The organism is Variovorax sp. 01N425, from assembly GCF_056399465.1.
On sequence record NZ_JBFTRJ010000011.1, the window covers coordinates 107,519 to 131,165 of the forward strand.

Consider the following 23,647-nt stretch of genomic DNA (forward strand, 5'->3'; position numbering starts at 1 on the left):
AGTCACTTCTTGCGCCGCTGCGGGTTGTCCGGCTCGCAGCAGCCGCAGGACTCACTTGATGTCGAAGACGCTGATCTTGGTGGTCTGTACCACTTGATGGATCGTGGGTGCATTCGGGTACTGGCCCACAGCCTCGGTGCGCAGCGCAAACCCCCGATACGGGCCCTCCGCGGCAACCCAGTAGACCAGGTCGAAGGTCTGTGTCATGGGCGTAGGAGTGGTGATAGTGGTCACTCCATGCGAGGTGAACTTGCAGGCCGCGAAGGTTCCCACAGCACTCTGGAGGGTCTCGCGGCCCACGTAGGTGTAGGACTTCGTCGTCGTGTTTTCTTCGACGTGGTCGGCGTATTCGTTCTTGGCGGTGTAGGTGAACTCGTAGGTTTGTCCGGGCTCCATGGCGATCGGCTGCCGACTCGGCGGGCTCATCGTCTGGCGGACGTTGCTGCTGGTCATGCTGTAGAACAGCAGGAAGCCGTCCTGAATGGCGTTGTAGTCCATGTTGGTCCCTGCATGGCTGCCGTCGTCCCCATAGAAATCGTACTTCGTCTCCACGGTCGCCGCGCCATTGAACTCCTTGGGTCCCGTGACGGTCCTCACCGTGCGCCGAGGCGGCGTCGCGCCATCCCCGCTGACGGTGTGTTCGAGATCCATGATCGTTCCCGTCCGGAAGAACCCCTCGTTGAAGCAGGGTGCCGAACTGGTGGCCGATGCCACCGCGACGGTGACCGTGATCGTCGCGGCCGCGGACGTGAGCCCGGTGGCATCGGACACGGTGTAGCTGACCACGGTCGGACTGCCGGTGAAGCCGCTCGCGGGAGTGAAGACCACTGCCCCCTCGTTGCCAGCCTGCCAGCTGCCCTCGTTGGGCACCTGCAGGCTGCGCCCGTCGGCGGACAAGGTGGCGCCGGCCGGCGGCTGCACGAAGCGCACCGAATTGCGGTCGAGATTGCCGTCGGCATCCTGGTCGTTGTCGAGCACGTTGATGGTGACGCTGGCGCCGGCCTGGCCGCTGGCGCTGTCATTGGTTGCCACCGGTGCGGTACCGGTGGGGCTGCTCGTGCCGCCAGCAGGGGTGCCAGCACCAGCACCTGGAGTACCCGCGCCGGGAGTACCCGCACCGACAGGAAGCCCACCTGCAAAGCCGCCGCCACCCGAGCCGCCCCCGCCGCATGCCACCACCACCGCTGCGACGGCCACGGCCACCGCACCCATTGCCCATGGATTCTTCTTCATTCGTTTCTCTCCCTGTTGAGTGTCAAAGGGCCGGGATCCCGGCCCTGTGTCAATCTAGGAGAAGCGAAGAAGACGCCATAGTGCCTAAAGTCACTTGTCGCGCCGATGCCATCGCCCGTGGCCCCGATCGCAGCAGTCCGCAAGATCTCACTTGATGTCGAAAACGCTGACCTTGGTGGGCTGCACCACCTGGCGGATCGTGGGTGCATTCGGGTACTGGGCCACAACCTCCGTGCGCAGTTCAAACCCACGATACGGGCCCTCGGCGGCGACCCAGCTGATCTTGTCGAAGGTCTGCGTCGTGGGCGAGGAGGTGATGGGCGTGTCCACCTGATGGGTGGTGAACTTGCAGGCCGAGAAGGTTCCCGCAGCGCTCTGGAGGGTCTCGCGGCCCACGTAGGTGTAGGACGTGGTCGTCGTACCTTCTTCGACGCGGTCGGCGTATTCGTTCCTGGTCGTGTAGGTGAAATCGAAGGTCTGTCCTGGCTCCATGGCGACCGGTTGCCGACGCGGCGGGCTCATCGTCTGCCGGACGTTGCTCCCGGTCATGCCGTAGCTCACCAGGAAGCCGTCCACGAAGGCGTTGTAGCCCATGTTGGTTCCTGCGTAGCTGCCGTCGTCCCCATAGAAATCCGACTTCGTCTCCATGGTCGCCGCGCCATTGAACTCCTTGGGTCCCGTGACGGTGCTCACGACGCGCCGGGGCGGCGTAGCGCCATCTCCGCTGACGGTGAATTCGAAATCCATGGTTGTTCCGGTGTGGAGGAACCCTTCGTTGAAGCAGGCTGCCGAACTGGTGGCCGACGCCACCGTGACGGTGACCGTGATCGTCGCGGCCGCGGATGTGAGCCCGGTGGCATCGGACACGGTGTAGCTGACCACCGTCGGGCTGCCGGTGAAGCCGCTCGCGGGAGTGAACACCACCGCCCCCTCGCTGCCCACCTGCCAGCTGCCCTCGTTGGGCACCTGCAGGCTGCGCCCGTCGCCGGACAAGGTGGCGTCGGCCGGTGGCTGCACGAAGCGCACCGAGTTGCGGTCGAGGTTGCCGTCGGCATCCTGGTCGTTGTCGAGCACGTTGAGGGTGACGCTGGCACCGGCTTGGCCGCTGGCGCTGTCATTGGCTGCTACCGGGGCGGTGCCGGTCGAGTTGCCTGTGCCGCCAGTGGGAGTGCCTGCGCCAGCGCCAGCACCGGGCGTGCCCGTGCCGGCAGGGAGCCCGCCTGCAAAGCCGCCGCCATTCGAGCCGCCCCCGCCGCATGCCACCACCACCGCTGCGACGGCCACGGCCACCGCACCCATTGCCCATGGATTCTTCTTCATTCGTTTCTCTCCCTGTTGAGTGTCAAAGGGCCGCGATCCGGCCCCGTGTCAATTTAGGAGAAGCGAAGAAGACGCCATAGTGCCTAAAGTCACTTGTCGCGCCGATGCGCGCGCCGGTGGCTTGCAGGCGCGAGCTCGGCCATGGCTTGCAGCAGCGTTGCGGCGCTCACGGGCTTGAACAGCACCGGCACGCCCGAGGCGCGTACGCGCTGCAAACGCTCGGGCGCTGTCTCGCCGGTAATCAGAAGCAGCGGTGCATGGAGTTGAAAGCGTTCGCGCAGGCGTTGCCCGACATCGAGTCCGTCCACGCCGTCGGCCAACCGGTAGTCGCACAGCAGCAGTGCGAAGGGCCTGGCTTGCGCATCGGGATGCGTCAATGCTTCGACCGCGGCGGCCTCGTTGGCCACGGCCACCACATCGAGCGAATAGCCTTGCAGCAGTGCCGTCATGGCTTCGCGGATCTCGGACTCGTCGTCGATCAGCAGGACCGGTCCGCGCAGATCGGGCATCGTGAAGCGATGCCGCACGGGCGATTCGAGGTCCTGCAGCAGAAGGTCCGCAGGCGAATCCAGCGATGCCTTGGCCGCCGGGACCACCAGGCGAAAGCAGGTGCCGCGGCCCGGGCGCGAGCGCACCTGCACCGGATGCGCGAGCAGACGCGACAAGCGCTGCACGATCGACAGCCCGATGCCCAGGCCGCGCGAGCGGTCGCGTCCTGGATTGCCGATCTGGTAGAACTCCTCGAAGATGCGTTCCAGCTGCGCGGGCGCAATGCCGATGCCGGTGTCGCGCACTTCGATCCGCACAAGATCGCCGCGCGCGAGTGCCGTCACGGTCACGCCGCCGTGCAGCGTGTACTTCAATGCGTTGTCGACCAGGTTGGAGAGCATGCGGTACAGGAGCTGCGGGTCGCTCTGTACCCACAGCCCGCTGGCGCGAATGCGCAGCTGCAGGTTCTTCTGGTCGGCCTGCGCCGAGAAGGTGTGGTTGAGCGGGCGGAACAGCGCGTCGAGTTCCAGGGCGCATGGATCGGGAACCACCACCCCCGCGTCGAGGCGCGAGATGTCGAGCATGGTGTTGAGCGAGGCACCCAGCGTGTCGACCGCGCGCATCAGGCGCTCGGCATTCTTCACTTCGGGCCGGCCCTCCAGCGCGTTCTCCAGCGCGGCGCCGAACAATGCGATGGCATGCATCGGCTGGCGCAGGTCGTGGCTGGCGGTAGCCAGGAAGCGGGTCTTCTCGGCGCTGGCGCGCTCGGTGGCGGCGATCTGCTCGCTCAGGCGAGCGGCCAGGGCCTCGTTCTCGAAGCGCAGGAGCAGCGATTCGGTCAGCCGCCGGTTCTCCTGCAAGCCGGCGCGGAAGGTGAGCACCAGGTTGACGGTTCCGAAGGCGGCAAGGAACCAGTTCAGCGCGTTGCCGTGCCAGACCAGCGCGGCAATGAGGCCGGTCATCATGGGAATGCCGTATCCGAACATGGCCGGCTTCAGCGGCCATCGCGCCTGCACCGCGCGTGTCCAGCTGCCGATGATGACCACCGTGAACACGGTGGTCATGACCAGGTCCGTCGTCGATACAAGGAACAAGGGCGCCGGCGCCGTGGCGACGCTGACCATCGTGACCAGGCGCGCGTACTTGCGCGCCCAGTAGGGGCTGTCGGCCATCGGCGTGGCGGGGGTCCAGCGCGGTGCGAGCAAGGCGTACAGGTCCACGGCCGCAAGGACGAGCAGCCAGCACAGCAGCAAAGGATGGTCGAGGCGCGAGTAGCTGAAGATGGCCAGCGCGATGGCAAAGCCGAAATGGGCCAGGATCGCCGTGCTGTGGCCGGCGTAGACCGACGCCACGTGCTCGCGCAATATGCGCAGGCCCAGCGCGGCGTCGACGGCCAGATGCTTCGACACGAGGTCGCTCATCGAATTGCCTCCCTGCAGGGTGGTCCCCGCGTATGTGTATGTATGTATTTCGCTCCGTACGGGCGGAGCTCAGCGAAAGCTGCTGATCAGCTGCGCACGGGAGCGCACGCCGAACAGCAGGAGGATGGTCGACACGTAGTTCTTGACAGTGCCTTCGCCAAGGCTCGCGGCCTCCGCAATCTCCTTGTTGGTCTTTCCTTCCAATATCCACTGGAGCACCTGCGCCTGCCGCGGGGCGAGCGCCTGCCAGGCTTGGTCACGAGACGACTTGATGGGGCGAACCGAGGGGCTCGCCGGACGGGGCGAGCCGTCGATGGCGTTGCTTCCGAGCAGCCCGCAGGCGCGGATGAAGCTCACCACCTCCTTGAGGTTGGCCGACTTCGGGAGGAAGGCGCTGGCGCCCAAGCCGAGCGCCCCCTGCGCGATCGTGCTCTGGGCAAGCGAGGTGGTGCCGGAACCGGAGAGCGCCACGATGCGGGCGGCCGGATAGCGGGCGCGAAATTCCATCAGGCCACTGAGACCCTGGGTGTCGGGCAAGGCCAGGTCCAGCAGCACCAGGTCCACGGCATCGCGGACTCTTTCGTACAGGGCCAGGGCATCGGCGAGATTGCCGGCCTCGAAGACCTCGAGGGTTTCGCCCGAGGGCGAGGACTGTGCTTCGAGCAGCGCACGCACACCCAGGCGCACCAGGTCGTGATCGTCCACCACCAGGATGGCCCGCGGCCGCCGACCATCGGCAGGAGCGCCGTGTCTGGGCGGGCGGTTCGTTTCGTCGGTACTCACGCCACCGAATCTAGCGATTCCGGGCGCCGGGGTAAGTGAAGAAAGTCACGTTGTTCGTTCGTGCACCTGTTCAATGCTGCAAAACCGCCGGGCTTCGGCACCCCCGAGGCATTGCGTGTTGATTCGTTGACGCTGCTTGACCGCATTTACTTGTTTCCGGGTATTTCCGTACCGCAGGGCGCTGACTAAGCTCGCCCCTGATCCATGTGCGCTGCACCCGGCGCGATCGGACGGTAGAAATGAACGACCTTCCCAACATCATGTTCGCCGCCTTCCCGGCCTTTGCGCTGCTGATGGTGGTCGAGCTTGTGTACTCCCTCAAGGTGCGCGGCGAGCTCTACGACACCCGCGACACCGCCGCCAACGTGCTGCTGGCGATGGGCAACCTGGCCATCGCGCTGGCCAGCGCGGGCCTGATGCTGGTGTTCCTGAGCTGGCTCTATGCGCACCGCTTCTTCACGATGCCGCCCGCGGCGTGGTGGGCCTGGGTGCTGTGCTTTCTGGCGGACGACTTCAGCTACTACTGGTTCCACCGCTTCAGCCACGAGGTGCGCTGGTTCTGGGCTTCGCATTCGGTGCATCACTCTTCCGAGAAATACAACTTCTCGGTGGCCCTGCGTCAGACCTGGACCGGCACGATCAGCGGCTCGTTCCTGTTCTGGGCCTGGATGCCGCTCCTGGGCTTTCATCCCAAGATGATCCTGTTCATGCAGTCGGCGAGCCTGATCTACCAGTTCTGGATCCACACGCAGGCGATCCGGAAGATGCCCGCCGGCGTCGAGGCCGTGTTCAACACGCCGTCGCACCACCGGGTGCATCACGGCAGCGACTTCGACTACCTCGACAAGAACTACGCCGGCACCTTGATGATCTGGGACCGCCTGTTCGGCTCGTTTGCGCTGGAAACCTTCACGCCGCGGTTCGGCCTGACGAAGAACATCGAGACCTTCAACCCGCTGCGGATCGCCTTCCATGAGTGGGCCGGCATTGCCAGGGACCTGCGCAAGGCCCGCAGCCTGTCCGAGGTTGCCGGCTATCTGCTGCAGCCGCCGGGCTGGAGCCCCGACGGCAGTTCCCAGACCACGCGCCAGGCGCGCAGGGCGATGGAGTGACTGGGGAACTTCGATGACTGCAAGACATGCGGCCCGCAAGGGATGGATGACCGCGGCGCTGGGGGCCGCCCTGGCACTGGGCGGCTGCGCCGGCGGCAGCGATGGCCCGGCGGTGTTCGTGCCGGTGGCCGCCAGCACCGTGCCGGTCGCGGCTGCGTCGCCCTCGGAAACCTATGCGGTGGCCATACCGCCGGCGCAGATCGATGCTGCCGTGGCCAGGCTCGACCAGCTGGCGGCCGACATCATGCGCCGCTCCAGTATTCCGGGCATGGCCGTGGCCGTGGTGAAGGACGGCCGGACGGTATATGCCAAGGGCCTCGGCGTGCGAACGGTGGGCGCGCCCGAACCGGTCGATGCGGACACCGTGTTCCAGCTCGCATCGCTGTCGAAGTCCGTCGGCGCGACCGTCGTGGCGGGGCTCGTGGGCAGGCAGGTGCTGTCCTGGGACACGCCCGTCGCCACGCACTTGCCCGGCTTCAGGCTGTCGGACGAGTGGATCACGCAGCAGGTGACGATGGGCGATTTCTTCGCGCACCGCTCGGGGCTCTCGGCGCACGTCGGCGACCAGCTCGAAGACCTGGGCTACGGACGCCAGGACATGCTGGACCGCCTGCGCTACGTGCCGCTCGATGGCTTCAGAACGCGATACGCCTACACCAACTTCGGCCTCACGGCCGGGGCCGAAGCGGCAGCCAGGGCGGCCGGGCTCGACTGGGCGACGCTGTCCGAGCGCACGCTCTACCAGCCGCTGGGCATGGCGTCGACGAGCTCCCGCTTCGCCGATTTCATGCAGCGCGGCAACCGCGCCTCGCCCCATGTGAAGACCGAGGCAGGCTACCAGGCACAGTACCAGCGCGACCCCGATGCGCAGTCGCCGGCCGGTGGCGTGAGCGCCAGCGCCAACGACATGGCGCGCTGGATGTCGATGGTCCTGCAGAAGGGCAGCTTCCAGGGCCGCCCCGTGGTCGAGGCCGAGGCCCTGCTGCGCGCGACCAGCGCGCAGATCGTCTCGACGCCGCCGCGCAACCCGAACGAGCGCGCGGGCTTCTACGGCTATGGCTTCAATGTCGGGACCTCGCCTTCGGGGCGGGTCAAGCTCTCGCATTCGGGCGCCTTCCTGCTGGGGGCGGGCACGGCCTTCTCGATGATTCCATCGGCGGGTGTCGGCATCGTCACGCTCACCAACGCGGCGCCGGTGGGCGCTGCCGAGGCCATGAATGCCGCCTTCGACGACCTGGTCGAGTTCGGCGCGCTCACGCGGGATTGGTACGAGGCCTATGCACCGCTGATGCAGGGCCTGTACGCGCCCGAGGGCACGCTGGCCGGCCAGCCGCCGCCGGCGCAACCCGTGGCGCCGCTCGGCAGCAATGCCTACACCGGCATCTACGCCAACAGCTACTACGGCAATGCCGTGGTGGAAACCGCCGGCAGCGGCCTGGTCCTGAAGATGGGGCCGGGCGGCGCCAAAAGCTTTGCGCTGCGCCACTGGAGCGGCAACACCTTCGTCATCGACCTGTCGGGCGAGAGCGCCACGCCGGGGTCCATCTCGAGGATCGATTTCAGGCCCGGCGTCTCGGGCCTGTCGGACAGCGTGCAGATGGAGTTCTACGCCGAGGACACGACGCACGGCGTGTTCACGAGGATGCCTGTCCAGTGATGAGCCGGTGCGGCACCGGCGGCTCGAACGCGCGGATCGGCGCATCGCGCCCTACCACCCGATCACCTCATCGCAGCCCCCAAAGGCCGCCGGCATGTCCTTGAAGTGGGGCAGCCCGTCCTTCACTGGCGCCACGGCCCGCTGGCAGTGGATGTGAAAGGCCGGCTTGAAGAGCTCGGCCGGCAGGAGGAAGCCGCTCACACCCCGCACACCCATCCCCGGCGGCTCGCCGAACAACAGCGTGCCGCAATGGGCGCAGCGGGTGCGCGGCGTGGTCCTGTAGGTCCAGGTGGCTGTGTCGCCTCCCGACACGGTCACGCCGCCCGCCGGGAACAGCGCCAACGGCGCGTACGCGCCACCGGTCACGGCGCGGCAGTCCTCGCAGTGGCAGTGGAACTGCGCCACTGGCGCCTCGCTCAGGTGGAGCCGCGCCTTGCCGCAGCGGCAGTCGACGGTGGTGGGTTGCATGGCTGTCTCCTCAGGTTGCCAGGGTTTCGTGCCAGAAGCCGAAATCGGCCTGGCCTTCCAGGAAGGTCTGCGCCGTCTGCATGAAGGCTTGCATGTGCGGCTGCTGCATGTGCGGGCCGGTGAAGGCCGCTGCGCTGGCCCACTGTTCCACGATCAGCCAGCGGTTCGGGGCCTTGGCATCCTCATGCACGCGGATGCCGAGGCAGGCCGGCTCGAGCGCCATCACCTGCCGGATCACTGCCCGCAGCTCCCGCCGGGCCAGCTCCAGCTTGTCGGGCTGGATGGTGCAGGTGATCACGACAGTGACGGGTTGGGTGCCGGTTTGGCTGCTGTGCATGTGCATTCCTTGATATCTGCTCACGAATGGAGGACATTCTGTGCCGCGCCACCCAATGGCGGCAAACGATGATTTGTCAATTACTTGTGAGCCCAACTCAACCATGCCGGACACACCCGCGAAGCTCCCGCCGCTGACGGCCTTGCCCTGCTTCGACGCTGCGGCCCGGCACCTGAGCTTCACCAAGGCCGCCGAAGAGCTGCATCTCACGCCGGGCGCCATCAGCCGCGCCGTGAAGCACCTCGAGCAGCAACTCGACGTGCAGCTCTTCGAGCGCGGCACGCGCTCCGTGCGCCTCACCGAAGTGGGCGAGCCCTACGCCAAGGCCGTGCGCGATGTGCTGGACCAGCTCGCTGCGGCAACCGCCGCCGCCACGGCCCGCCTGTCCGGCAGCACGCTCAACGTCAGCACCTCGGACGGTTTCGCCGGCCGCTGGCTGGTGCCTCGCCTGTACCGCTTTCGCCAGGCTCACGGCGACATCGACGTGCGCGTTTCCACCACCGGCCGCCTCGCCAGCTTTCACGGTGACGGCATCGATGTTGCCATCCGCTACGGCACCGGCAACTATCCCGGTCTCACGGCCGAGTGGCTGGCCGACGAAGAGGTCTTCCCCGTGTGCAGCCCCCGGCTGCTGAAAGGCCCGCACGCCCTGCGCAAGCCCGCCGACCTGCGCCACCACACCCTCATCCGCGACGGCTATCCCATCGCTTGGGCGGACTGGCTCGAGCGCGCCGGCGTCAAAGGCATCGATGCCCGAAGCGGCCTCGCCTTCGACTCCTACACCTTCGCCGTGCAGGCGGCGGTGCAAGGCGAAGGCGTGGTCCTGGGGCGCACCATGCTTGTCGCCGACGACCTGGCCGCCGGCCGCCTGGTGCGGCCGTTCAAGCAGGCGCTGAAGGCCTTTTCAAGCTTCTATCTTGTCTATCCGCCGGAGGCCATGCGGCAGCGGAAGGTGAAGGCGTTCAAGGAGTGGCTGTTGGAGGAGATGCGCAACAGCGTCTAGCGGTGCTGGCCTCGCAGATCCGCCCGAAGGCGCTCCGCCGCAGAAGCGCTACATTGCATGCGCCATGGACCGCCTCGAAAACATTGAGACCTTCGTACGGGTCGCGCAGACCCAGAGCTTCGCCGAGGCCGCGCGCCAGCTGCGGGTCTCCAAGTCGGTCGTGACCAGCCGCGTGAAGCAGCTGGAAGACCATGTCGGCGCGCCGCTGTTCCACCGCAGCACGCGCGTGGTGCGGCTCAGCGATGTCGGGCAGGCCTTCCTGCGCGACTGCGTCGAGCTGGTCGGCCGGGCCAACGACATCATGGACCAGATGCGCGATGCCAAGGACGGCCCCACCGGCACCTTGCGCGTGCATGCGCTCACCGGCTTCGTGCTCGGGCATTTCGCGACGCTGCTGCGGGCCTTCCAGTCGAGCTTTCCGGACATCCACCTCGAACTCATCGTGAGCGATGCGGTGGTCGATCCGGTGAAGGCGGGGGTGGACTGCGCGCTGCAGATCTTTCCGGCAGCCTCGACCGAGCTGGTGTCGCGCTCGCTGTTCCCGGTGCGCCGCGTGTTCTGCGCCACGCCCGAGTACCTGCGCGCGCACGGCAGGCCCGCGAGCCCGCGCGAGCTGCACAAGCACACGCTCGGCCTGTACTCGGGCTATCCGACGCGCGACCGCTGGACCTTCCACCACGGCGGCGAGCAGGTGACGATGTACATGAGCGCCGCACTGCTCACCAACAGCGTCCACCTGCTGCGCGAATACGCCATGGAGCATGCCGGCATCGTCTGCCTGCCGACGCTGGTGGCCGGCGAGGCGATCCTGCGCGGCGAGCTGGAGGTGGTGCTGCCGGCGCACCAGCTCTCGTCGTTCTCGCTGAGCGCGGTGTATGCGGGCACCTCGCGCAATGCGTTCAAGCTGCGGCTCTTCATCGAGCACCTGACCCATGCCTTCTCCAAGGTGCCGCCGTGGGACGCGGCCATGATCGAACGGGGCCTGCTGCCGCCCGGCCTGATCTGGGACGCCTGAGGCGAGCGCGGCCCGTTCCGGGGGTAAACCCTGCGCATTGAACGGATTCGCCGAACAATGCGGACCGCGTTTCGGGCCTACCGCCCGTGCCCCGCGTTTCCTACAGTGCATACATCGCAGCGCCAGGCTGCATCGTCCAGCACTTCAGGAGACATCCATGACCGTTGCCTACCAGACCCGCTTCGGGTCGCTCAAGCACTTCGAGAAGGGGCACGTCGAGCCGATAGACGACGACGTGCGCCACTACGCGTTCTCCAACTGCTTCGAGATCGCCAGCATCAGCCGGCCGTACGAGAAGGTGGTGTTCGGCCAGAACCAGATCTACGTGCTGGAAACGCTGCGCGCCGAAGGCACCTCGCCCTGGTACACCAGCGCGCACGACGAATTCGCGCTGGTGATGGACGGCGAGGTGGAAGTGCACCTCGTGCAGCTCGATGCCGCCCAGGCCGTGGCCGACAAGGACAAGAACGGCGCCGTGCTCGTGCAGGGCGAGCCCAGGGGCAGGAAGATGGGCTGGATGAAGCTCTCGCGCGGCCACCAGGGCCTGCTGCCGAAGAACGCGGCCTACCAGTTCCGCGCAGCCGGCGACCCGGGCGTGATCGTGCTGCAGACCTGCAAGGGTGACCTCTCGGTAGAGAAGTGGGCCGACATCTGCCAGACGCAATGAACGCATCCAGGAGCCACACCATGAACGCACCCGCAGAACTCGCCAAGGTCATTGCGTCGCAGCCCGACGCCACGCTCGGCTACAAGGATTTTTCGCTCGGCAGCTTCGGCTTTCGCCGCGACGAGTATTTCGTCCACATCACCTGGAAGACCCGCGACGGCCGTCCCATGAGCCACACCATGGACGCAGGCAGCTACCTGCGCGCGTTGATGCGCGACGTGGCCTGGGGCTTCTTCTACGGCTGGGTCAACTTCGACGACGTGTTCGGCACCATCAACCACTACGACTCGGTCGACCTGTACGCCGGGAGCTTCAACGGCACCATGAAGGACGCGGGCATCGACCTGCTCGAGAACTTTCCCACGGCGCAGATCCGCGCCACCTTCGAGGCCATGCTCGACGACTGGACCAACGAGAGCTTCGACCCCTTCGCCGCGCCGCAGGAAACCGGCTCGCCCTATGGCCGCAAGAGCGGCAACAACACCGCCAAGATCACCCGGGCGCGCGAGCTGGCCAAGCGCTGCGTGGGCCTGAAGGGCGACCTCGACCTGCGCAGCGATGCGCGCGGCGCGCCGGTCAACCGCGCCTTCGCCGACGTGCCGCAGGGCCAGCCCGAGCTGCACCCCGAGCCCGGCTTCGAGAACGAGGTGCACGCCTTCAACCTCTTCGGCTTCCTGAGCCGTTCGCAGGTCACCTGGAACCCGAGCTTCACCTCGGTGGTGAAGCACAGCTTCATGTGCCCGACGACCGAGGAGCACATCCTGCCGATCATCCACGGCAACGACCGCGTCGAGTGGTTCTTCCAGATGACCGACGAGATCCACTGGGATTGCGGCGACAAGAACACCGGCCGTCCCATGGCCCGCGTGATCATGAAGGCCGGCGACATGGCCGCCATGCCCGCCTACTGCCGCCACCAGGGCTTCAGCCCCAAGCGCTCGATGCTGCTGGTGTGGGAGAACGGCTCGCCGAGCCTGGTGTACGAGATCCAGAAGGGCGAGAGCCCCGAGATTCCGGTCGAGTTCTGAATGGCCCCCTCTCCCGCGTGCGGGAGAGGGCTGGGGTGAGGGTGGCGTCCGTGCCGCCGTCGCCCCTCACCCCCACCCTCTCCCCAAGGGGCGAGGGAGAAATGCAAAGACATGAAGCCCAATGACAATGCCGCTGCGGCAGGCCTGCGTACGCCCATCCGCCACCAGCTCTTCATCGACGGCCGCTTCGTCGACGCCGAATCCGGCGAGACCCTGGCCACGCTCAACCCGCACGACAACACGCCCATCGCCCATGTCGCGCTGGCCGGCAAGGCCGACGTCGACAAGGCCGTGGCCGCCGCCAGGCGTGCGTTCCCGAAGTGGAGTCGCATGGCCGCCGCCGACCGCGGCCGCATCCTGCTGAAGCTTGCGGACCTGATCGAGGCCCACGGCGAAGAACTCGCGCGGCTCGAGTCGCTCGACACCGGCCATCCGATCCGCGACTCGCGCCGGCTCGACGTGCCGCGCACCGCCGCATGCTTTCGCTACTTCGGCGGCATGGCCGACAAGTTCCAGGGCGAAACCATTCCGGTGGAAGAGGGCTTTCTCAACTACACGCTGCGCGAGCCGGTCGGCATCGTCGGGCAGGTGGTGCCGTGGAACTTCCCGCTCATGTTCACGAGCTGGAAGATGGCGCCCGCGCTCGCGGCCGGCAACTGCATCGTGATGAAGCCGGCCGAAATCACGCCGCTCAGCTCGCTGCGCATCGCGGAGCTCATGGCCGAGGCGGGCGTTCCGCCCGGCGTGGTCAACATGCTGCCGGGCCTTGGCAGCGTGGCGGGCCAGTACATCGCCGAGCATCCGGAGATCGCCAAGATCGCCTTCACCGGCAGCACCGCCACCGGCCGGCGCATCGTGCAGGCCAGCGCGGGCAACCTCAAGAAGGTGCAGCTCGAGCTCGGCGGCAAGGGGCCCAACATCGTGTTCGAGGATGCGAACCTGCAGGCTGCCGTGAACGGCAGCGCCTGGGCCATCTTCCACAACCAGGGGCAGGCCTGCATCGCGGGCTCGCGGCTGATGCTGCACGAGAAGATCGCCGATGCGTTTCTCGAACAGTTCATCCCGCTTGCGCAGTCGATCCGCCTGGGCAATCCGCTCGACGAGGCCACCGAGATGGGCCCGCTCACGAGTGCCCAGCACCGCGACCGCGTGCTGAGTTACGTCGAAGTCGCACAAGGCGAGGGCGGCGAGGTGCTGGCTGGCGGCACCTCGCCCGGCGGCGAACTTGCACAGGGCTGCTACGTCGCGCCGACCGTGGTGCGTGCGAAGTCCTACCAGGACCGCGTCGCACAGGAAGAAGTGTTCGGCCCCTTCGTCACCGTGCTCACCTTCAAGAGCGACGAGGAGGCGATGCAGATCGCCAACGGCACCGACTACGGCCTGGGCAGCGGCCTGTGGACCACCAACCTGCAGCGCGCCCACAAGGTGGCGCGCGACCTGCACGCCGGCATGGTCTGGATCAACAGCTACAAGCGCGTGAACCCCGGCTCGCCCTTCGGCGGCGTGGGCCAGAGCGGCTATGGCCGCGAGATGGGCTTCGACGCCATGCGCGAGTACACGCAGGTCAAGAGCGTGTGGGTCAACGTCGACGCGCAGATTCCGCCGCACTTCGTGCGCTGAGTTTTTTATCCATCAACCCACCGGCACACACGATGTCTTTTCCGATCCTTTCCCGGGCGCTGGCCGCCTGCATGCTGCTGCTGCTGGGCGCCGCGGCCCAGGCCCAAGCCCAGGCCCAAGCCCAGGCGCCGGCCTGGCCCGCCAAGCCCGTGCGGCTGGTCGTCGGTTTCCCGCCGGGCGGCATCGTCGACACCGTCGCGCGCCAGCTGCAGCCGCGCCTGCAGGCCGCGCTCGGCCAGACCGTGATCGTCGACAACCGCAGCGGCGCCGGCGGCACGCTGGCAGCGGCCGAGGTGGCGCGCGCGGCGCCCGACGGCCACACGCTGCTGATGGTGTTCGACAGCTACGCCACCTGTCCGCTGGTCTATCCGAAGCTGAGCTTCGACATCGCCAAGGACCTGCAGCCCGTGACCCAGGTCGCGAGCAATCCGCTGGTGCTGGTGGTCAACCCGAAGGTGCAGGCCAAGGACTTCCAGCGCTTCGTCGGTCTGCTCAAGGCGCAGCCCGGCGGCCTCAACTACGCGAGCGTCGGCCCGGGGTCGAGCAACCATCTCACGGCCGAATATTTCAAGGCCGTGAGCGGCACCTTCGTCACGCACATTCCCTACCGCGGCGGTGGCCCGGCCCAGCAGGACCTGCTGGGCGGACAGGTCGAGATGATGTTCCTTTCGGCCGTGCTGGCGCAGCCGCACGTCAACGCCGGCCGGCTGCGCGCCCTGGCGCAGACCGGCGCCCAGCGCGCCCCCGCCTATGCCGAGGTGCCGACCGTGGCCGAGAGCGGCTATCCGGGCTTCGAGGTGAACTCCTGGGTCGGGCTGCTCGCCCCGGCCGGTACGCCGCGCGCCGTGGTCGACCGGCTGCAGGCCGAAGTGCGCAAGGCCGTGACCGAGCCGGCCTTCCAGCAGCGGCTGCGCGAGCAGGGCCTGACGGGCATCGCCAACACGCCCGAGCAGTTCGCCGCCGTGCTGCGCACAGAGCAGGACAAGTGGACCCGCCTGGTGCGCGAGCGCCGCCTGAGCCTGGAATAGGCAGGCCGGAGGAACGCGCCATGCACGACTTCATCCACACCACCCATCCGCAGCGCGTGGTGTTCGGCGCCGGCTCGCTGCGCCACCTGGCGCGCGAGATCGATGCGCTGGGGGCGAAGCGGGCGCTGGTGCTCTGCACGCCCGAGCAGCGGCCGCAAGCCGAGCGCGTGGCGGCCTCGCTCGGCGCGCAGGCGGCCGGCCTGTTCGACCGCGCCGTGATGCATGTGCCCGTCGAGACCGCACGCGAGGCGCGCGAGCTGGCGCGCCGGCTCGGCGCCGACTGCGCCGTGGCGCTCGGCGGCGGCTCCACCACGGGGCTGGGCAAGGCCATTGCGCTGGAAGCGGGGCTGCCGATCGTCGCCGTTCCCACCACCTACGCAGGCAGCGAGATGACGCCGATCTACGGCCTCACCGAGAACGGCCTGAAGAAGACCGGCAAGGACCCGCGCGTGCTGCCGCGCACCGTGATCTACGACCCCGAGCTGTCGCGCACGCTGCCCGTGGGCCTGAGCGTGACCAGCGGCATCAACGCCATCGCGCATGCGGCCGAAGGCCTCTATGCGCAGGACAGCAATCCGGTGATGGACCTGATGGCGGAGGAGGGCATCGCCGCGCTCGCACGCGCGCTGCCGGCCATCCGTGCGCAGCCCGGCGACCTGGCGGCGCGCTCCGATGCGCTCTACGGCGCGTGGCTGTGCGGCAGCGTGCTCGGCGCGGTGGGCATGGCCTTGCACCACAAGCTCTGCCACACGCTGGGCGGCAGCTTCAACCTGCCGCATGCCGAAGTGCACACGGTGGTGCTGCCGCACGCGCTCGCATTCAATGCGCCGGCCGCGCCGCGCGCCATGGCGCGCATCGCGCGCGCGCTCGGCGGCGTGTCGGCGCCGGCGGCGGTCTACGCATTGGCGCGGGGCAACGGCGCGCCCGTGGCACTCAAGGACATCGGCATGCGCGCCGCCGACCTCGACCGCGCGGCCGACATCGCCGTCGCCAATCCGTACTGGAATCCGCGGCCCTTCGGCCCGGCCGAGCGCGGCGAGATCCGCGCGCTGCTGCAGCGCGCCTTCGACGGCGAGCCGCCGGCATAGGCGCAGCACGCGCACAGAGAAACCCACACGAACAACGAAGGAGACAGCCATGACATTCAACCGCAGACAGTTCACGCAGGCCGCCGCCGCGCTTGCCGCCACGGGCGCCGCGCCGCGGGTGTTCGCCGCCGACACGCTCAAGATCGGCTACGTGTCGCCGCAGACCGGGCCGCTCGCGCCCTTCGGCGAGGCCGACAAGTGGGTGATCGAGCAGATGAAGGCCGCCTTCAAGGACGGCCTCAGCGTAGGCGGCAAGAAGTACGCCGTGCAGATCGTGCTGAAGGACAGCCAGTCGAACCCCAACCGCGCGGGCGAGGTCGCGAACGACCTGATCCTCAAGGACAAGGTCGCGCTCGTGCTCACGGCAGGCACGCCCGAGACCGCCAACCCGGTGAGCGACGCCTGCGAACTCAACGAGGTGCCGTGCATCTCCAGCGTGGTGCCGTGGCAGCCCTGGTTCTTCGGCCGCAAGGGCGACCCGGCCAAGGGCTTCAACTGGACCTACCACCTGTTCTGGGGGCTCGAGGACGTCATCGCCAACTTCACCAACGGCTGGAAGACCGTGGCCACCAACAGGAAGGTCGGCGGCCTGTTTCCCAACGACGGCGACGGCAATGCCTGGGGCGACAAGGAACTGGGCTTTCCGAAGCCGCTCGCGCAGATGGGCTTCACGCTCACCGACCCCGGCCGCTTCCAGAACGGCACGCAGGACTTCAGCGCGCAGATCGCGGCCTTCAAGCGCGACAACGTCGAGATCGTCACCGGCGTGGTGATCCCGCCCGATGCCAAGACCTTTCTCACGCAGGCGCGGCAGCAGGGCTTCAAGCCCAAGGTGATCACACTCGGCAAGGCGCTGCTGTTCCCGGGCGCGATCGAGGCGCTGGGCGACCTGGGCGACGGCCTGTCGACCGAGGTGTGGTGGAGTCCCTCGCATCCGTTCACGTCCAGCCTCACGCAGCAAAGCGCAAAGGCGCTGGCCGAGGCCTACGAGGCCGGTGCGAAGAAGCAGTGGACGCAGCCCATCGGCTTCGCGCATGCGCTGTTCGAAGTGGCGGCGAACGCGCTGTCGCGTGCCAAGTCGCTGAAGGCCGGCGACGTACGCGATGCGGTCGCATCGACTTCCATCGATTCCGTGGTCGGCCCGGTGAAGTGGGGCGGGCCGGGCCCGCTCAAGAACGTCAGCAAGACGCCGCTGGTGCTCGGCCAGTGGGGCAAGGGCAAGAAATACAAGGTCGAGCTCAGCATCGTGAACAACGAAGCGGCCAAGGGCATTCCGGCCGGCGGCACGCTGCGGCTGCTCTGAAGAACGCCATGGCGCTGCTGGCATTGCATGCGGTGAGCAAGTCGTACGGTGCGCTGCGGGTCACCGACGACATCTCGCTCGAAGTGGCCGAGGGCGAGACGCTCGGCATCCTCGGGCCCAACGGGGCGGGGAAGACCACGCTGTTCAACCTGATCTCGGGCGACGCGCGCGTCGATGCGGGGCGCGTGGAGTACGCGGGGCGCGACGTGACGCGGCTCAAGCCGCACCAGCGCTGCCATGCGGGCATCGGGCGCAGCTACCAGGTGCCGCAGCCCTTCGGGAACATGAGCGTGTTCGAGAACCTGGTGACCGCGGCCTGCTTCGGCGGGCAGCAGACCGAGCGCGAGGCGTGGCGTACGGCGCACGAGGTGCTCGCGCAGACGGGGCTGATGCCGCATGCGAACAAGCCGGCCGGCGGGCTCACGCTGCTCGACCGCAAGCGGCTGGAGCTTGCGCGCGCGCTTGCGACGAAGCCGCGCCTGCTGCTGCTCGACGAGATCGCGGGCGGCCTGACGGAGCCCGAGGCCGCGGTGCTGGTGGCGGAACTGAGGCGCATCAAGGCGCGGGGCGTGACCATGATCTGGATCGAGCATGTGGTGCATGCGCTGCTGTCGCTCGCGGACCGGCTGTTCGTCATCAACTTCGGACAGAAGCTGGCGGAGGGGGCGCCGCTCGCGGTGATGAACGATGCCGAGGTGCGCCGGGTTTACATGGGGATGGAAGCATGAGCGCGTTTTCTTGTATTGCTCCTTCCCCTTGCGGGGGAAGGCCGGGATGGGGGCACGACGGCGCCACCACTCCAAGGCCGCTTGCCCCCACCCCAGCCCTCCCCCGCAAGGGGAGGGAGCAAAGATCATGAACGCCCTGCTCGAAACCCACGGCCTCCAGGCCTTCTACCGCGACGCCCAGGCTCTCTTCGGCATCGACTTCACGCTGGCCGCCGGCGAGCTCGTCGCCATCATCGGTGCCAACGGCGCCGGCAAATCCACCTTCCTCAAGAGCCTCGCCGGCCTCGTCCGCGTCCCGCGAGAAACCATCCGCTTCAAGGGCGAACCCATCGGCGGGCTTCCCCCCGGCGGGATCGTCCGGCGTGGCCTCGCGATGGTCCCCGAAGGCCGGCGCCTCTTCCCGAGCCTGAGCGTCGAGGAGAACCTGCGCATGGGCGCCACCGCGGCCCGCAAGGGTCCGTGGAACCTGCAGCGCCTGTACGCCCTGTTCCCCATCCTCGCCGAGAAGCGCCACGCGCCCGGCACCTCGCTGTCCGGCGGACAGCAGCAGATGGTGGCGCTCGGCCGCGCGCTCATGAGCAATCCCGAAGTGCTGCTGTGCGACGAACTCTCGCTCGGCCTCGCGCCCATCGTCATCCGCGAGATCTATGCGGCCATGCCCGCCATCACGGGCGAGGGCATGACCGTCGTCATCGTCGAGCAGGACGTGACGATGGCGCGGCAGGTCTCGCAGCGCATCTACTGCTTCCAGGAAGGCCGCGTGTCGCTCGAAGGAAAGTCGGGCGAACTCACGCGCGAGCAGATCTCGCAGGCCTACTTCGGCATCGAGGCCGCCCATGCTTGAGACCGTCATCCAGGGCGTGCTGCTCGGCGGCCTCTACACGCTGTTCGCGCTCGGCCAGTCGCTGATGTTCGGCGTCATGCGGCTCACCAACACGGCGCAGGGCGACTTCATCATCCTTGGCGCCTTCGCCGTCATTGCGGGCGTGTCGGTGGCGGGCGATGCCACGCCGGGGCTCGTTGCCATGGTCGCGCTCGGGGTGCTGCCGGTGGCCTTCGTGTTCGGCTACGCGCTGCAGCGCTACGTGCTCAACGGCACGCTCGGCAAAGACCCGCTGCCCTCGCTCGTCGTCACCTTCGGCTTGTCGATCGTCATCCAGAACCTGCTGCTCGAACTGTTCTCGGCCGACCCGCGCGCCATCGAGACCGGCGGGCTCAGCACGCAGGGCGTGGCGCTGGGCGACACGCTCTCGCTCGGCGTGCTGCCGCTCGTCGTGCTGGCCGTCGCGCTGGTTGCAACGGCCGCGCTGCAATGGCTCTTCGCGCGCACGGCGCTGGGCCGCTCGTTCCGCGCCGTGTCCGACGACCGCGAGATCGCCGAGCTCATGGGCCTGGACGCGAAGAAGGTCTATGCCTTCGCGACCGCCATTGCCTTCGTGCTGATCGCCATCGCCGGTGCGCTGCAGGGCATGCGCACCACGGTGTCGCCGTCGGACGGTCCGCTGCTGCTGCTGTTCGCCTTCGAGGCCGTGATCATCGGCGGCATGGGCTCGTTCTGGGGCACGCTGGCCGGCGCGATGATCCTGGGCATCACGCAGCAGATCGGCTTCCGGCTCGATCCGGGCTGGGGCATCTGGGCCGGGCACATCGTGTTCCTGGTCGTGCTGGTGCTGCGGCCGCAGGGCCTTTTTCCGAAGACACGTGGATGAAGCCGATGACGAACATGCCCCCACCCCTCATCGCCGTCGAGCGCGCCACCGCCGCGAGCCGCGCCGCGCTCGCCGCCGGCACCGCGCTCGTGCTGATCGCCGCCAGCCTGCCTTTGTGGGGCGAGCCGAGCTGGATGCGCGAGTTCGTCGAGATCGCCTGCTACTTCATCTTCGCGATGATGTGGAACCTGCTCGCCGGCTACGGCGGCATGGTGAGCATCGGGCAGCAGGCCTTCTTCGGCTTCGGCGGCTACGTCATGCTGATGCTCGGCAACTTCGCGGACGTCAACCCCTTCGTGGCGGTGCCGCTGGGCGCGCTCGCGGCAGGGCTCATCGCCGTGCCCGTGTCCTTCGTCGCGTTCCGATTGTCGGGCGGCTACTTCGCCATCGGCACCTGGGTGATCGCCGAGGTGTTCCGCCTGAGCTTCGCCAACGTGTCGGCGGTGGGCGGCGGCTCGGGCACCACGCTCACGGCGCTGCGCGGCATCGAGCGCGCCACGCGCGAAAGAACCACCTACTGGATGGCGCTGGCCTGCGTGGTCGCGGCCGTTGCGCTGGTCTACCTGTTCCTGCGCAGCAAGCGCGGGCTCGCGCTGTTGGCCATCCGCGACAACGAGGTGGCCGCAGAGTCGCAGGGCGTTCCGGTGGCGCGCATGAAGCTCGCGGTGTATGTGGTGGCGGCCTTCGGTGCGGGACTCGCGGGCGCGCTCTACTTCGTCGGCAACCTGCGCATCAGCCCCGACGCGGCCTTCAGCGTCAACTGGACGGCGTTCGCGATCTTCATGGTGGTGATCGGCGGCATCGGCCGCATCGAGGGGCCGCTGGTGGGCGCGCTGGTCTTCTGGGCCTTGAACAAGTTCCTCAGCGACTACGGCACGTGGTACCTGCTCGGGCTCGGGCTGCTGGCCATCTGTGTGACGCTCTTCTTCAAGCAGGGGCTGTGGGGCTGGGCGCAGCAGCGCTGGGCCTGGTCCCTGTTCCCGACGCAGCGGCGGCTCCTGCCGCCCGCGCCTTCTTTTTCTTCTTCCGACCTGGAGCGGGGCTTCCATGCGAAACATCGATGAACACACCATCACCGCCGCCGTGCTCGAACGCATGGCCGGCTGCGAGGACGCGCGCCTGAAGGAAGTGATGTCGGCGCTCGTGCGCCACCTGCACGACTTCGCGCGCGAAGTGAAGCTGACCGAGGCCGAATGGAGCGCCGGCATCGAGTTCCTGACCGCCACGGGCCAGAAGTGCGACGCGCAGCGGCAGGAGTTCATCCTGCTGTCGGACACGCTGGGCCTGTCGATGCTGACCGTGGCGATGAACCACGCGAAGAGCCCTCAGGCCACCGAGGCCACCGTGTTCGGCCCCTTCCACGTGGCGGGCGCGCCGCAGCTGCCGCTGGGCAGCGACATCTCGGGTGGCGCGGTGGGCGAGCCGCTGTTCGTGCAAGCCACGGTGCGCGGACCCGGCGGCGAGCCGGTCGCCGACGCGGTGGTCGATGTCTGGGAGGCCGACGCCGAAGGCTTCTACGACGTGCAGCGGCCCGGCGCGCAGCCGCAGGGGCGGGCGGTCCTGCGCACCAACGCCGAGGGCCGGCTGTGGTTTCGCGGTGTGGCGCCGGTGGCCTACCCGATTCCCACCGATGGACCGGTCGGCGCGATGCTGCGCGCAACGCGGCGGCATCCATGGCGCCCCGCGCATGTGCACTTCATGATCCAGGCGCCGGGCTACGAGACGCTGATCACGCACGTCTTCCGCGAGGGCGATCCCTACCTCGACAGCGATGCGGTGTTCGGCGTGCGCAGTTCGCTGATCGGCGATTTCGCGCAGCACGCCGCAGGGCGCGCGCCCGACGGGAGTGTGCAGGAAGCGCCGTTCCACACGCTGGAGTTCGCGTTCGTGCTCGAGCCTGCGGGGGTGTGACGACCCGAGGCGCATCCTTCAGCGCGGTCGCGGGCGACTGCACTCAGCTTACTGATCAGTCGGTGCCTCATCTTCGTCGCGCGGACCAGGCTCATCGACCGAAAGCACGGCCCGCACCTTCTCTTCGATGGCCAGGTAGGCTGCTTCAGATACCTCCTCCGCGTAGCGCCTGCGCTTGTTCTTCGAGATCGTTCCGCCGTTGGTCAGCGCGATCGATACCAGCGTCGCGAGCGTTGAACCGCGTAGATCGAAGCGCTCATCGATCTCTCTGCGCACTGCATCGAAGTGCAGGATGAAGTTGCTCTCGTTGCGCAGTTCAACCTCCAGGGCCTCTTTCGCCATGCGCAGCCCAAATTCGACGCATGCGGTGGCATCCCAGTATCGAAAGATCTTGTCGTCGGCCCCGAAGCTGAATGCGTAGTCGCCCTCGCCGATCGCGCGCACGCGCACAAGGTCCCGGGCAGGTCGCGAGAAATCGCGGAGCACCTGCAGGTACTGCGCCTCGTGGTGCTTCATCGCGATCGACACCGGCAGCAGCATGCCTTCGCCCAATTGGCCCGACTGGCAAAGGACCTTGTGAAACAGGAATCGCGAGAGTCGGCCATTGCCGTCCATGAACGGGTGGATAAAGACGAAGCCGAAGGAGGCGATGCTCGCGGCCATCACCGGATCCAATCGGCCGGAAATGCGGTTGACGAAGGTCGTCCAGCCCTCCATCAGCGCAGGCACGTCCTCAGGCGCCGGCGGCACGTAGGTCACGCCGAGGGCGCCCTGATTGCCGTCGCTCAGCCAGTTCTGTTCGGTCCGATACTGAACGGCCTGGTTGTACGGGTTCGACACGATCGAGTTCTGCAAGTCCACCAGGTACTGCTCGTCGACCTGGCGTGGCTCGTGGGCCTGTTTGAGCAGCCGCACGAAGGTGCGCCGCTTGTCTTCCGAGGGCGCTTCTCGTTCGATCGCGTAGCTGTCCTGCGTCTCGTGCAAATAGGCCCAGTTCAAAGTGCGGTCCAGCAATTCCCGATCCAATCCTTGGACGAACTCGCGCGCGGCCTCCAGCACCTTGGAGCTGACCAAGTCCATGATCACCTGGGTGCGCTCGACAGTGGCGCAGTAGTCCCAAGTTCCCAGACCGTTGAAGTTCACGCGCCAGCGCGAATCTCGCTGTGCGGGTCCCACGAAGTACTTGCTCGAGTCGAAAAGGTCGATGTAGCCCCCGGCCACCGGTGGATCCTGCATGACCGGACGGCCCGTGAAATGCTCCCAAACACAGCAGAGCATCCGCACGTATTGCCCGTTGGGCGTCTGCCTCACCGCCTCACCAAGTTGTTCGGCGGACAAATGCTTTGCTGCCGCGGCGAGCAACGGCAAATTGACGCCTTCGTGCTTGAGCGCGAAGAGCAGGTGTCCGAGAAGATCGTCTTCGCGGGCCGGCGCGCTGGCCGCAGGCACGGACAAGCCGTTTGCCGTGGGGAGGATCCGCGTGACAGGACGGATCATGGCCGGACGGCGTATCTCGAAGACTGGCAGGTCCAGTCTGCGTCGAACAAGTTCATAGCCGACCAGCGCCATGGATTTCTTTAATCGTTACAGGATTTGTTTCATTTTAGGCGTCTTGGTTGGTTTTTTATTCAGATCATGCAATCCATGGTCCACCCGAGGGCCGGGCAAGGCGGTCAAGGCAAGGCGTGAGCCTGGAGTGCTCGCCATTGGCGACGGGCGTTCCCCAT

General features: G+C 67.5%; 22 protein-coding genes. 15 read left to right on the plus strand and 7 right to left on the minus strand.

The window, feature by feature from the left end:
- Positions 1 to 51: 51 nt before the first annotated feature.
- The 4 genes from AC1DSC_RS20685 to AC1DSC_RS20700 all read right to left on the minus strand — a co-directional run bounded on the left by AC1DSC_RS20685 (position 52) and on the right by AC1DSC_RS20700 (position 5,246).
- Positions 52 to 1,233 (minus strand): Ig-like domain-containing protein, encoded by a 1,182-nt coding sequence (locus AC1DSC_RS20685; protein ID WP_436288396.1) that lies wholly within the window; start codon positions 1,231 to 1,233, stop codon positions 52 to 54.
- Between the two features lie 147 nt (positions 1,234 to 1,380).
- A complete protein-coding gene (locus tag AC1DSC_RS20690) occupies positions 1,381 to 2,553 on the minus strand; it encodes an Ig-like domain-containing protein (protein WP_015866143.1) in 1,173 nt (390 codons plus the stop codon).
- 89 nt (positions 2,554 to 2,642) lie between these two features.
- Entirely contained in the window at positions 2,643 to 4,463 is a 1,821-nt protein-coding gene (locus tag AC1DSC_RS20695; protein ID WP_015866144.1) for an ATP-binding response regulator, read from the minus strand.
- A gap of 69 nt (positions 4,464 to 4,532) precedes the next feature.
- Positions 4,533 to 5,246, minus strand: a complete 714-nt coding sequence (locus AC1DSC_RS20700; protein ID WP_062365206.1) for a response regulator transcription factor — start codon at positions 5,244 to 5,246, stop codon at positions 4,533 to 4,535.
- 239 nt (positions 5,247 to 5,485) lie between these two features.
- Here AC1DSC_RS20700 and AC1DSC_RS20705 point away from each other — a divergent pair, with 239 nt between their 5' ends.
- Positions 5,486 to 6,358, plus strand: a complete 873-nt coding sequence (locus AC1DSC_RS20705; RefSeq protein ID WP_436288395.1) for a sterol desaturase family protein — start codon at positions 5,486 to 5,488, stop codon at positions 6,356 to 6,358.
- 13 nt (positions 6,359 to 6,371) lie between these two features.
- Positions 6,372 to 8,015 (plus strand): serine hydrolase, encoded by a 1,644-nt coding sequence (locus AC1DSC_RS20710; RefSeq protein WP_478131919.1) that lies wholly within the window; start codon positions 6,372 to 6,374, stop codon positions 8,013 to 8,015.
- 51 nt (positions 8,016 to 8,066) lie between these two features.
- Here the strand turns inward: AC1DSC_RS20710 and AC1DSC_RS20715 are convergent, their stop codons facing one another.
- Positions 8,067 to 8,483, minus strand: coding sequence for a GFA family protein (locus AC1DSC_RS20715; protein ID WP_436288393.1), 417 nt, complete (start codon positions 8,481 to 8,483; stop codon positions 8,067 to 8,069).
- Positions 8,484 to 8,493: 10 nt separating this feature from the next.
- Entirely contained in the window at positions 8,494 to 8,820 is a 327-nt protein-coding gene (locus tag AC1DSC_RS20720; RefSeq protein ID WP_436288392.1) for a putative quinol monooxygenase, read from the minus strand.
- Between the two features lie 103 nt (positions 8,821 to 8,923).
- On the opposite strand from AC1DSC_RS20720, the gene gcvA reads away from it, so the two are divergent.
- From gcvA to AC1DSC_RS20785, 13 genes are all read left to right on the plus strand, one after another.
- On the plus strand, positions 8,924 to 9,823 hold the full coding sequence (gene gcvA / locus AC1DSC_RS20725; protein ID WP_436288391.1) for a transcriptional regulator GcvA: 900 nt from the start codon (positions 8,924 to 8,926) through the stop codon (positions 9,821 to 9,823).
- Positions 9,824 to 9,887: 64 nt separating this feature from the next.
- Positions 9,888 to 10,838, plus strand: a complete 951-nt coding sequence (locus tag AC1DSC_RS20730) for a LysR family transcriptional regulator (RefSeq protein ID WP_062365212.1) — start codon at positions 9,888 to 9,890, stop codon at positions 10,836 to 10,838.
- Positions 10,839 to 10,995: 157 nt separating this feature from the next.
- Positions 10,996 to 11,505: a cupin domain-containing protein gene (locus tag AC1DSC_RS20735; RefSeq protein ID WP_412512337.1), complete on the plus strand. Its 510-nt coding sequence runs from the start codon at positions 10,996 to 10,998 to the stop codon at positions 11,503 to 11,505.
- A gap of 20 nt (positions 11,506 to 11,525) precedes the next feature.
- The gene (locus AC1DSC_RS20740) at positions 11,526 to 12,533 is read left to right on the plus strand and encodes a hydroxyquinol 1,2-dioxygenase (protein ID WP_436288390.1); all 1,008 of its coding nucleotides are present in this window, start codon (positions 11,526 to 11,528) and stop codon (positions 12,531 to 12,533) included.
- Between the two features lie 156 nt (positions 12,534 to 12,689).
- Complete coding sequence (locus tag AC1DSC_RS20745; protein ID WP_436288759.1) at positions 12,690 to 14,153, plus strand: aldehyde dehydrogenase family protein; 1,464 nt, start codon at positions 12,690 to 12,692, stop codon at positions 14,151 to 14,153.
- A gap of 32 nt (positions 14,154 to 14,185) precedes the next feature.
- Positions 14,186 to 15,181, plus strand: coding sequence for a tripartite tricarboxylate transporter substrate binding protein (locus tag AC1DSC_RS20750; RefSeq protein ID WP_436288389.1), 996 nt, complete (start codon positions 14,186 to 14,188; stop codon positions 15,179 to 15,181).
- Between the two features lie 20 nt (positions 15,182 to 15,201).
- Positions 15,202 to 16,269: a maleylacetate reductase gene (locus tag AC1DSC_RS20755; RefSeq protein WP_062365215.1), complete on the plus strand. Its 1,068-nt coding sequence runs from the start codon at positions 15,202 to 15,204 to the stop codon at positions 16,267 to 16,269.
- Positions 16,270 to 16,318: 49 nt separating this feature from the next.
- Positions 16,319 to 17,572: an ABC transporter substrate-binding protein gene (locus AC1DSC_RS20760; RefSeq protein ID WP_436288388.1), complete on the plus strand. Its 1,254-nt coding sequence runs from the start codon at positions 16,319 to 16,321 to the stop codon at positions 17,570 to 17,572.
- Positions 17,573 to 17,580: 8 nt separating this feature from the next.
- The gene (locus tag AC1DSC_RS20765; RefSeq protein WP_412512342.1) at positions 17,581 to 18,300 is read left to right on the plus strand and encodes an ABC transporter ATP-binding protein; all 720 of its coding nucleotides are present in this window, start codon (positions 17,581 to 17,583) and stop codon (positions 18,298 to 18,300) included.
- 127 nt (positions 18,301 to 18,427) lie between these two features.
- On the plus strand, positions 18,428 to 19,144 hold the full coding sequence (locus AC1DSC_RS20770; RefSeq protein WP_436288387.1) for an ABC transporter ATP-binding protein: 717 nt from the start codon (positions 18,428 to 18,430) through the stop codon (positions 19,142 to 19,144).
- Positions 19,137 to 20,009 carry a branched-chain amino acid ABC transporter permease gene (locus AC1DSC_RS20775; RefSeq protein WP_062365219.1) on the plus strand — a complete coding sequence of 291 codons (873 nt, stop codon included), beginning with the start codon at positions 19,137 to 19,139 and terminating at the stop codon, positions 20,007 to 20,009. The genes AC1DSC_RS20770 and AC1DSC_RS20775 overlap by 8 nt, the downstream gene beginning before the upstream one ends.
- A gap of 5 nt (positions 20,010 to 20,014) precedes the next feature.
- On the plus strand, positions 20,015 to 21,073 hold the full coding sequence (locus tag AC1DSC_RS20780) for a branched-chain amino acid ABC transporter permease (RefSeq protein ID WP_478131920.1): 1,059 nt from the start codon (positions 20,015 to 20,017) through the stop codon (positions 21,071 to 21,073).
- Entirely contained in the window at positions 21,057 to 21,920 is an 864-nt protein-coding gene (locus AC1DSC_RS20785) for an intradiol ring-cleavage dioxygenase (RefSeq protein WP_015866162.1), read from the plus strand. The genes AC1DSC_RS20780 and AC1DSC_RS20785 overlap by 17 nt, the downstream gene beginning before the upstream one ends.
- Positions 21,921 to 21,968: 48 nt before the next feature.
- On the opposite strand, the gene AC1DSC_RS20790 is transcribed toward AC1DSC_RS20785, so the two are convergent.
- Complete coding sequence (locus AC1DSC_RS20790) at positions 21,969 to 23,489, minus strand: Fic family protein (protein ID WP_062365222.1); 1,521 nt, start codon at positions 23,487 to 23,489, stop codon at positions 21,969 to 21,971.
- Positions 23,490 to 23,647: the final 158 nt, after the last annotated feature.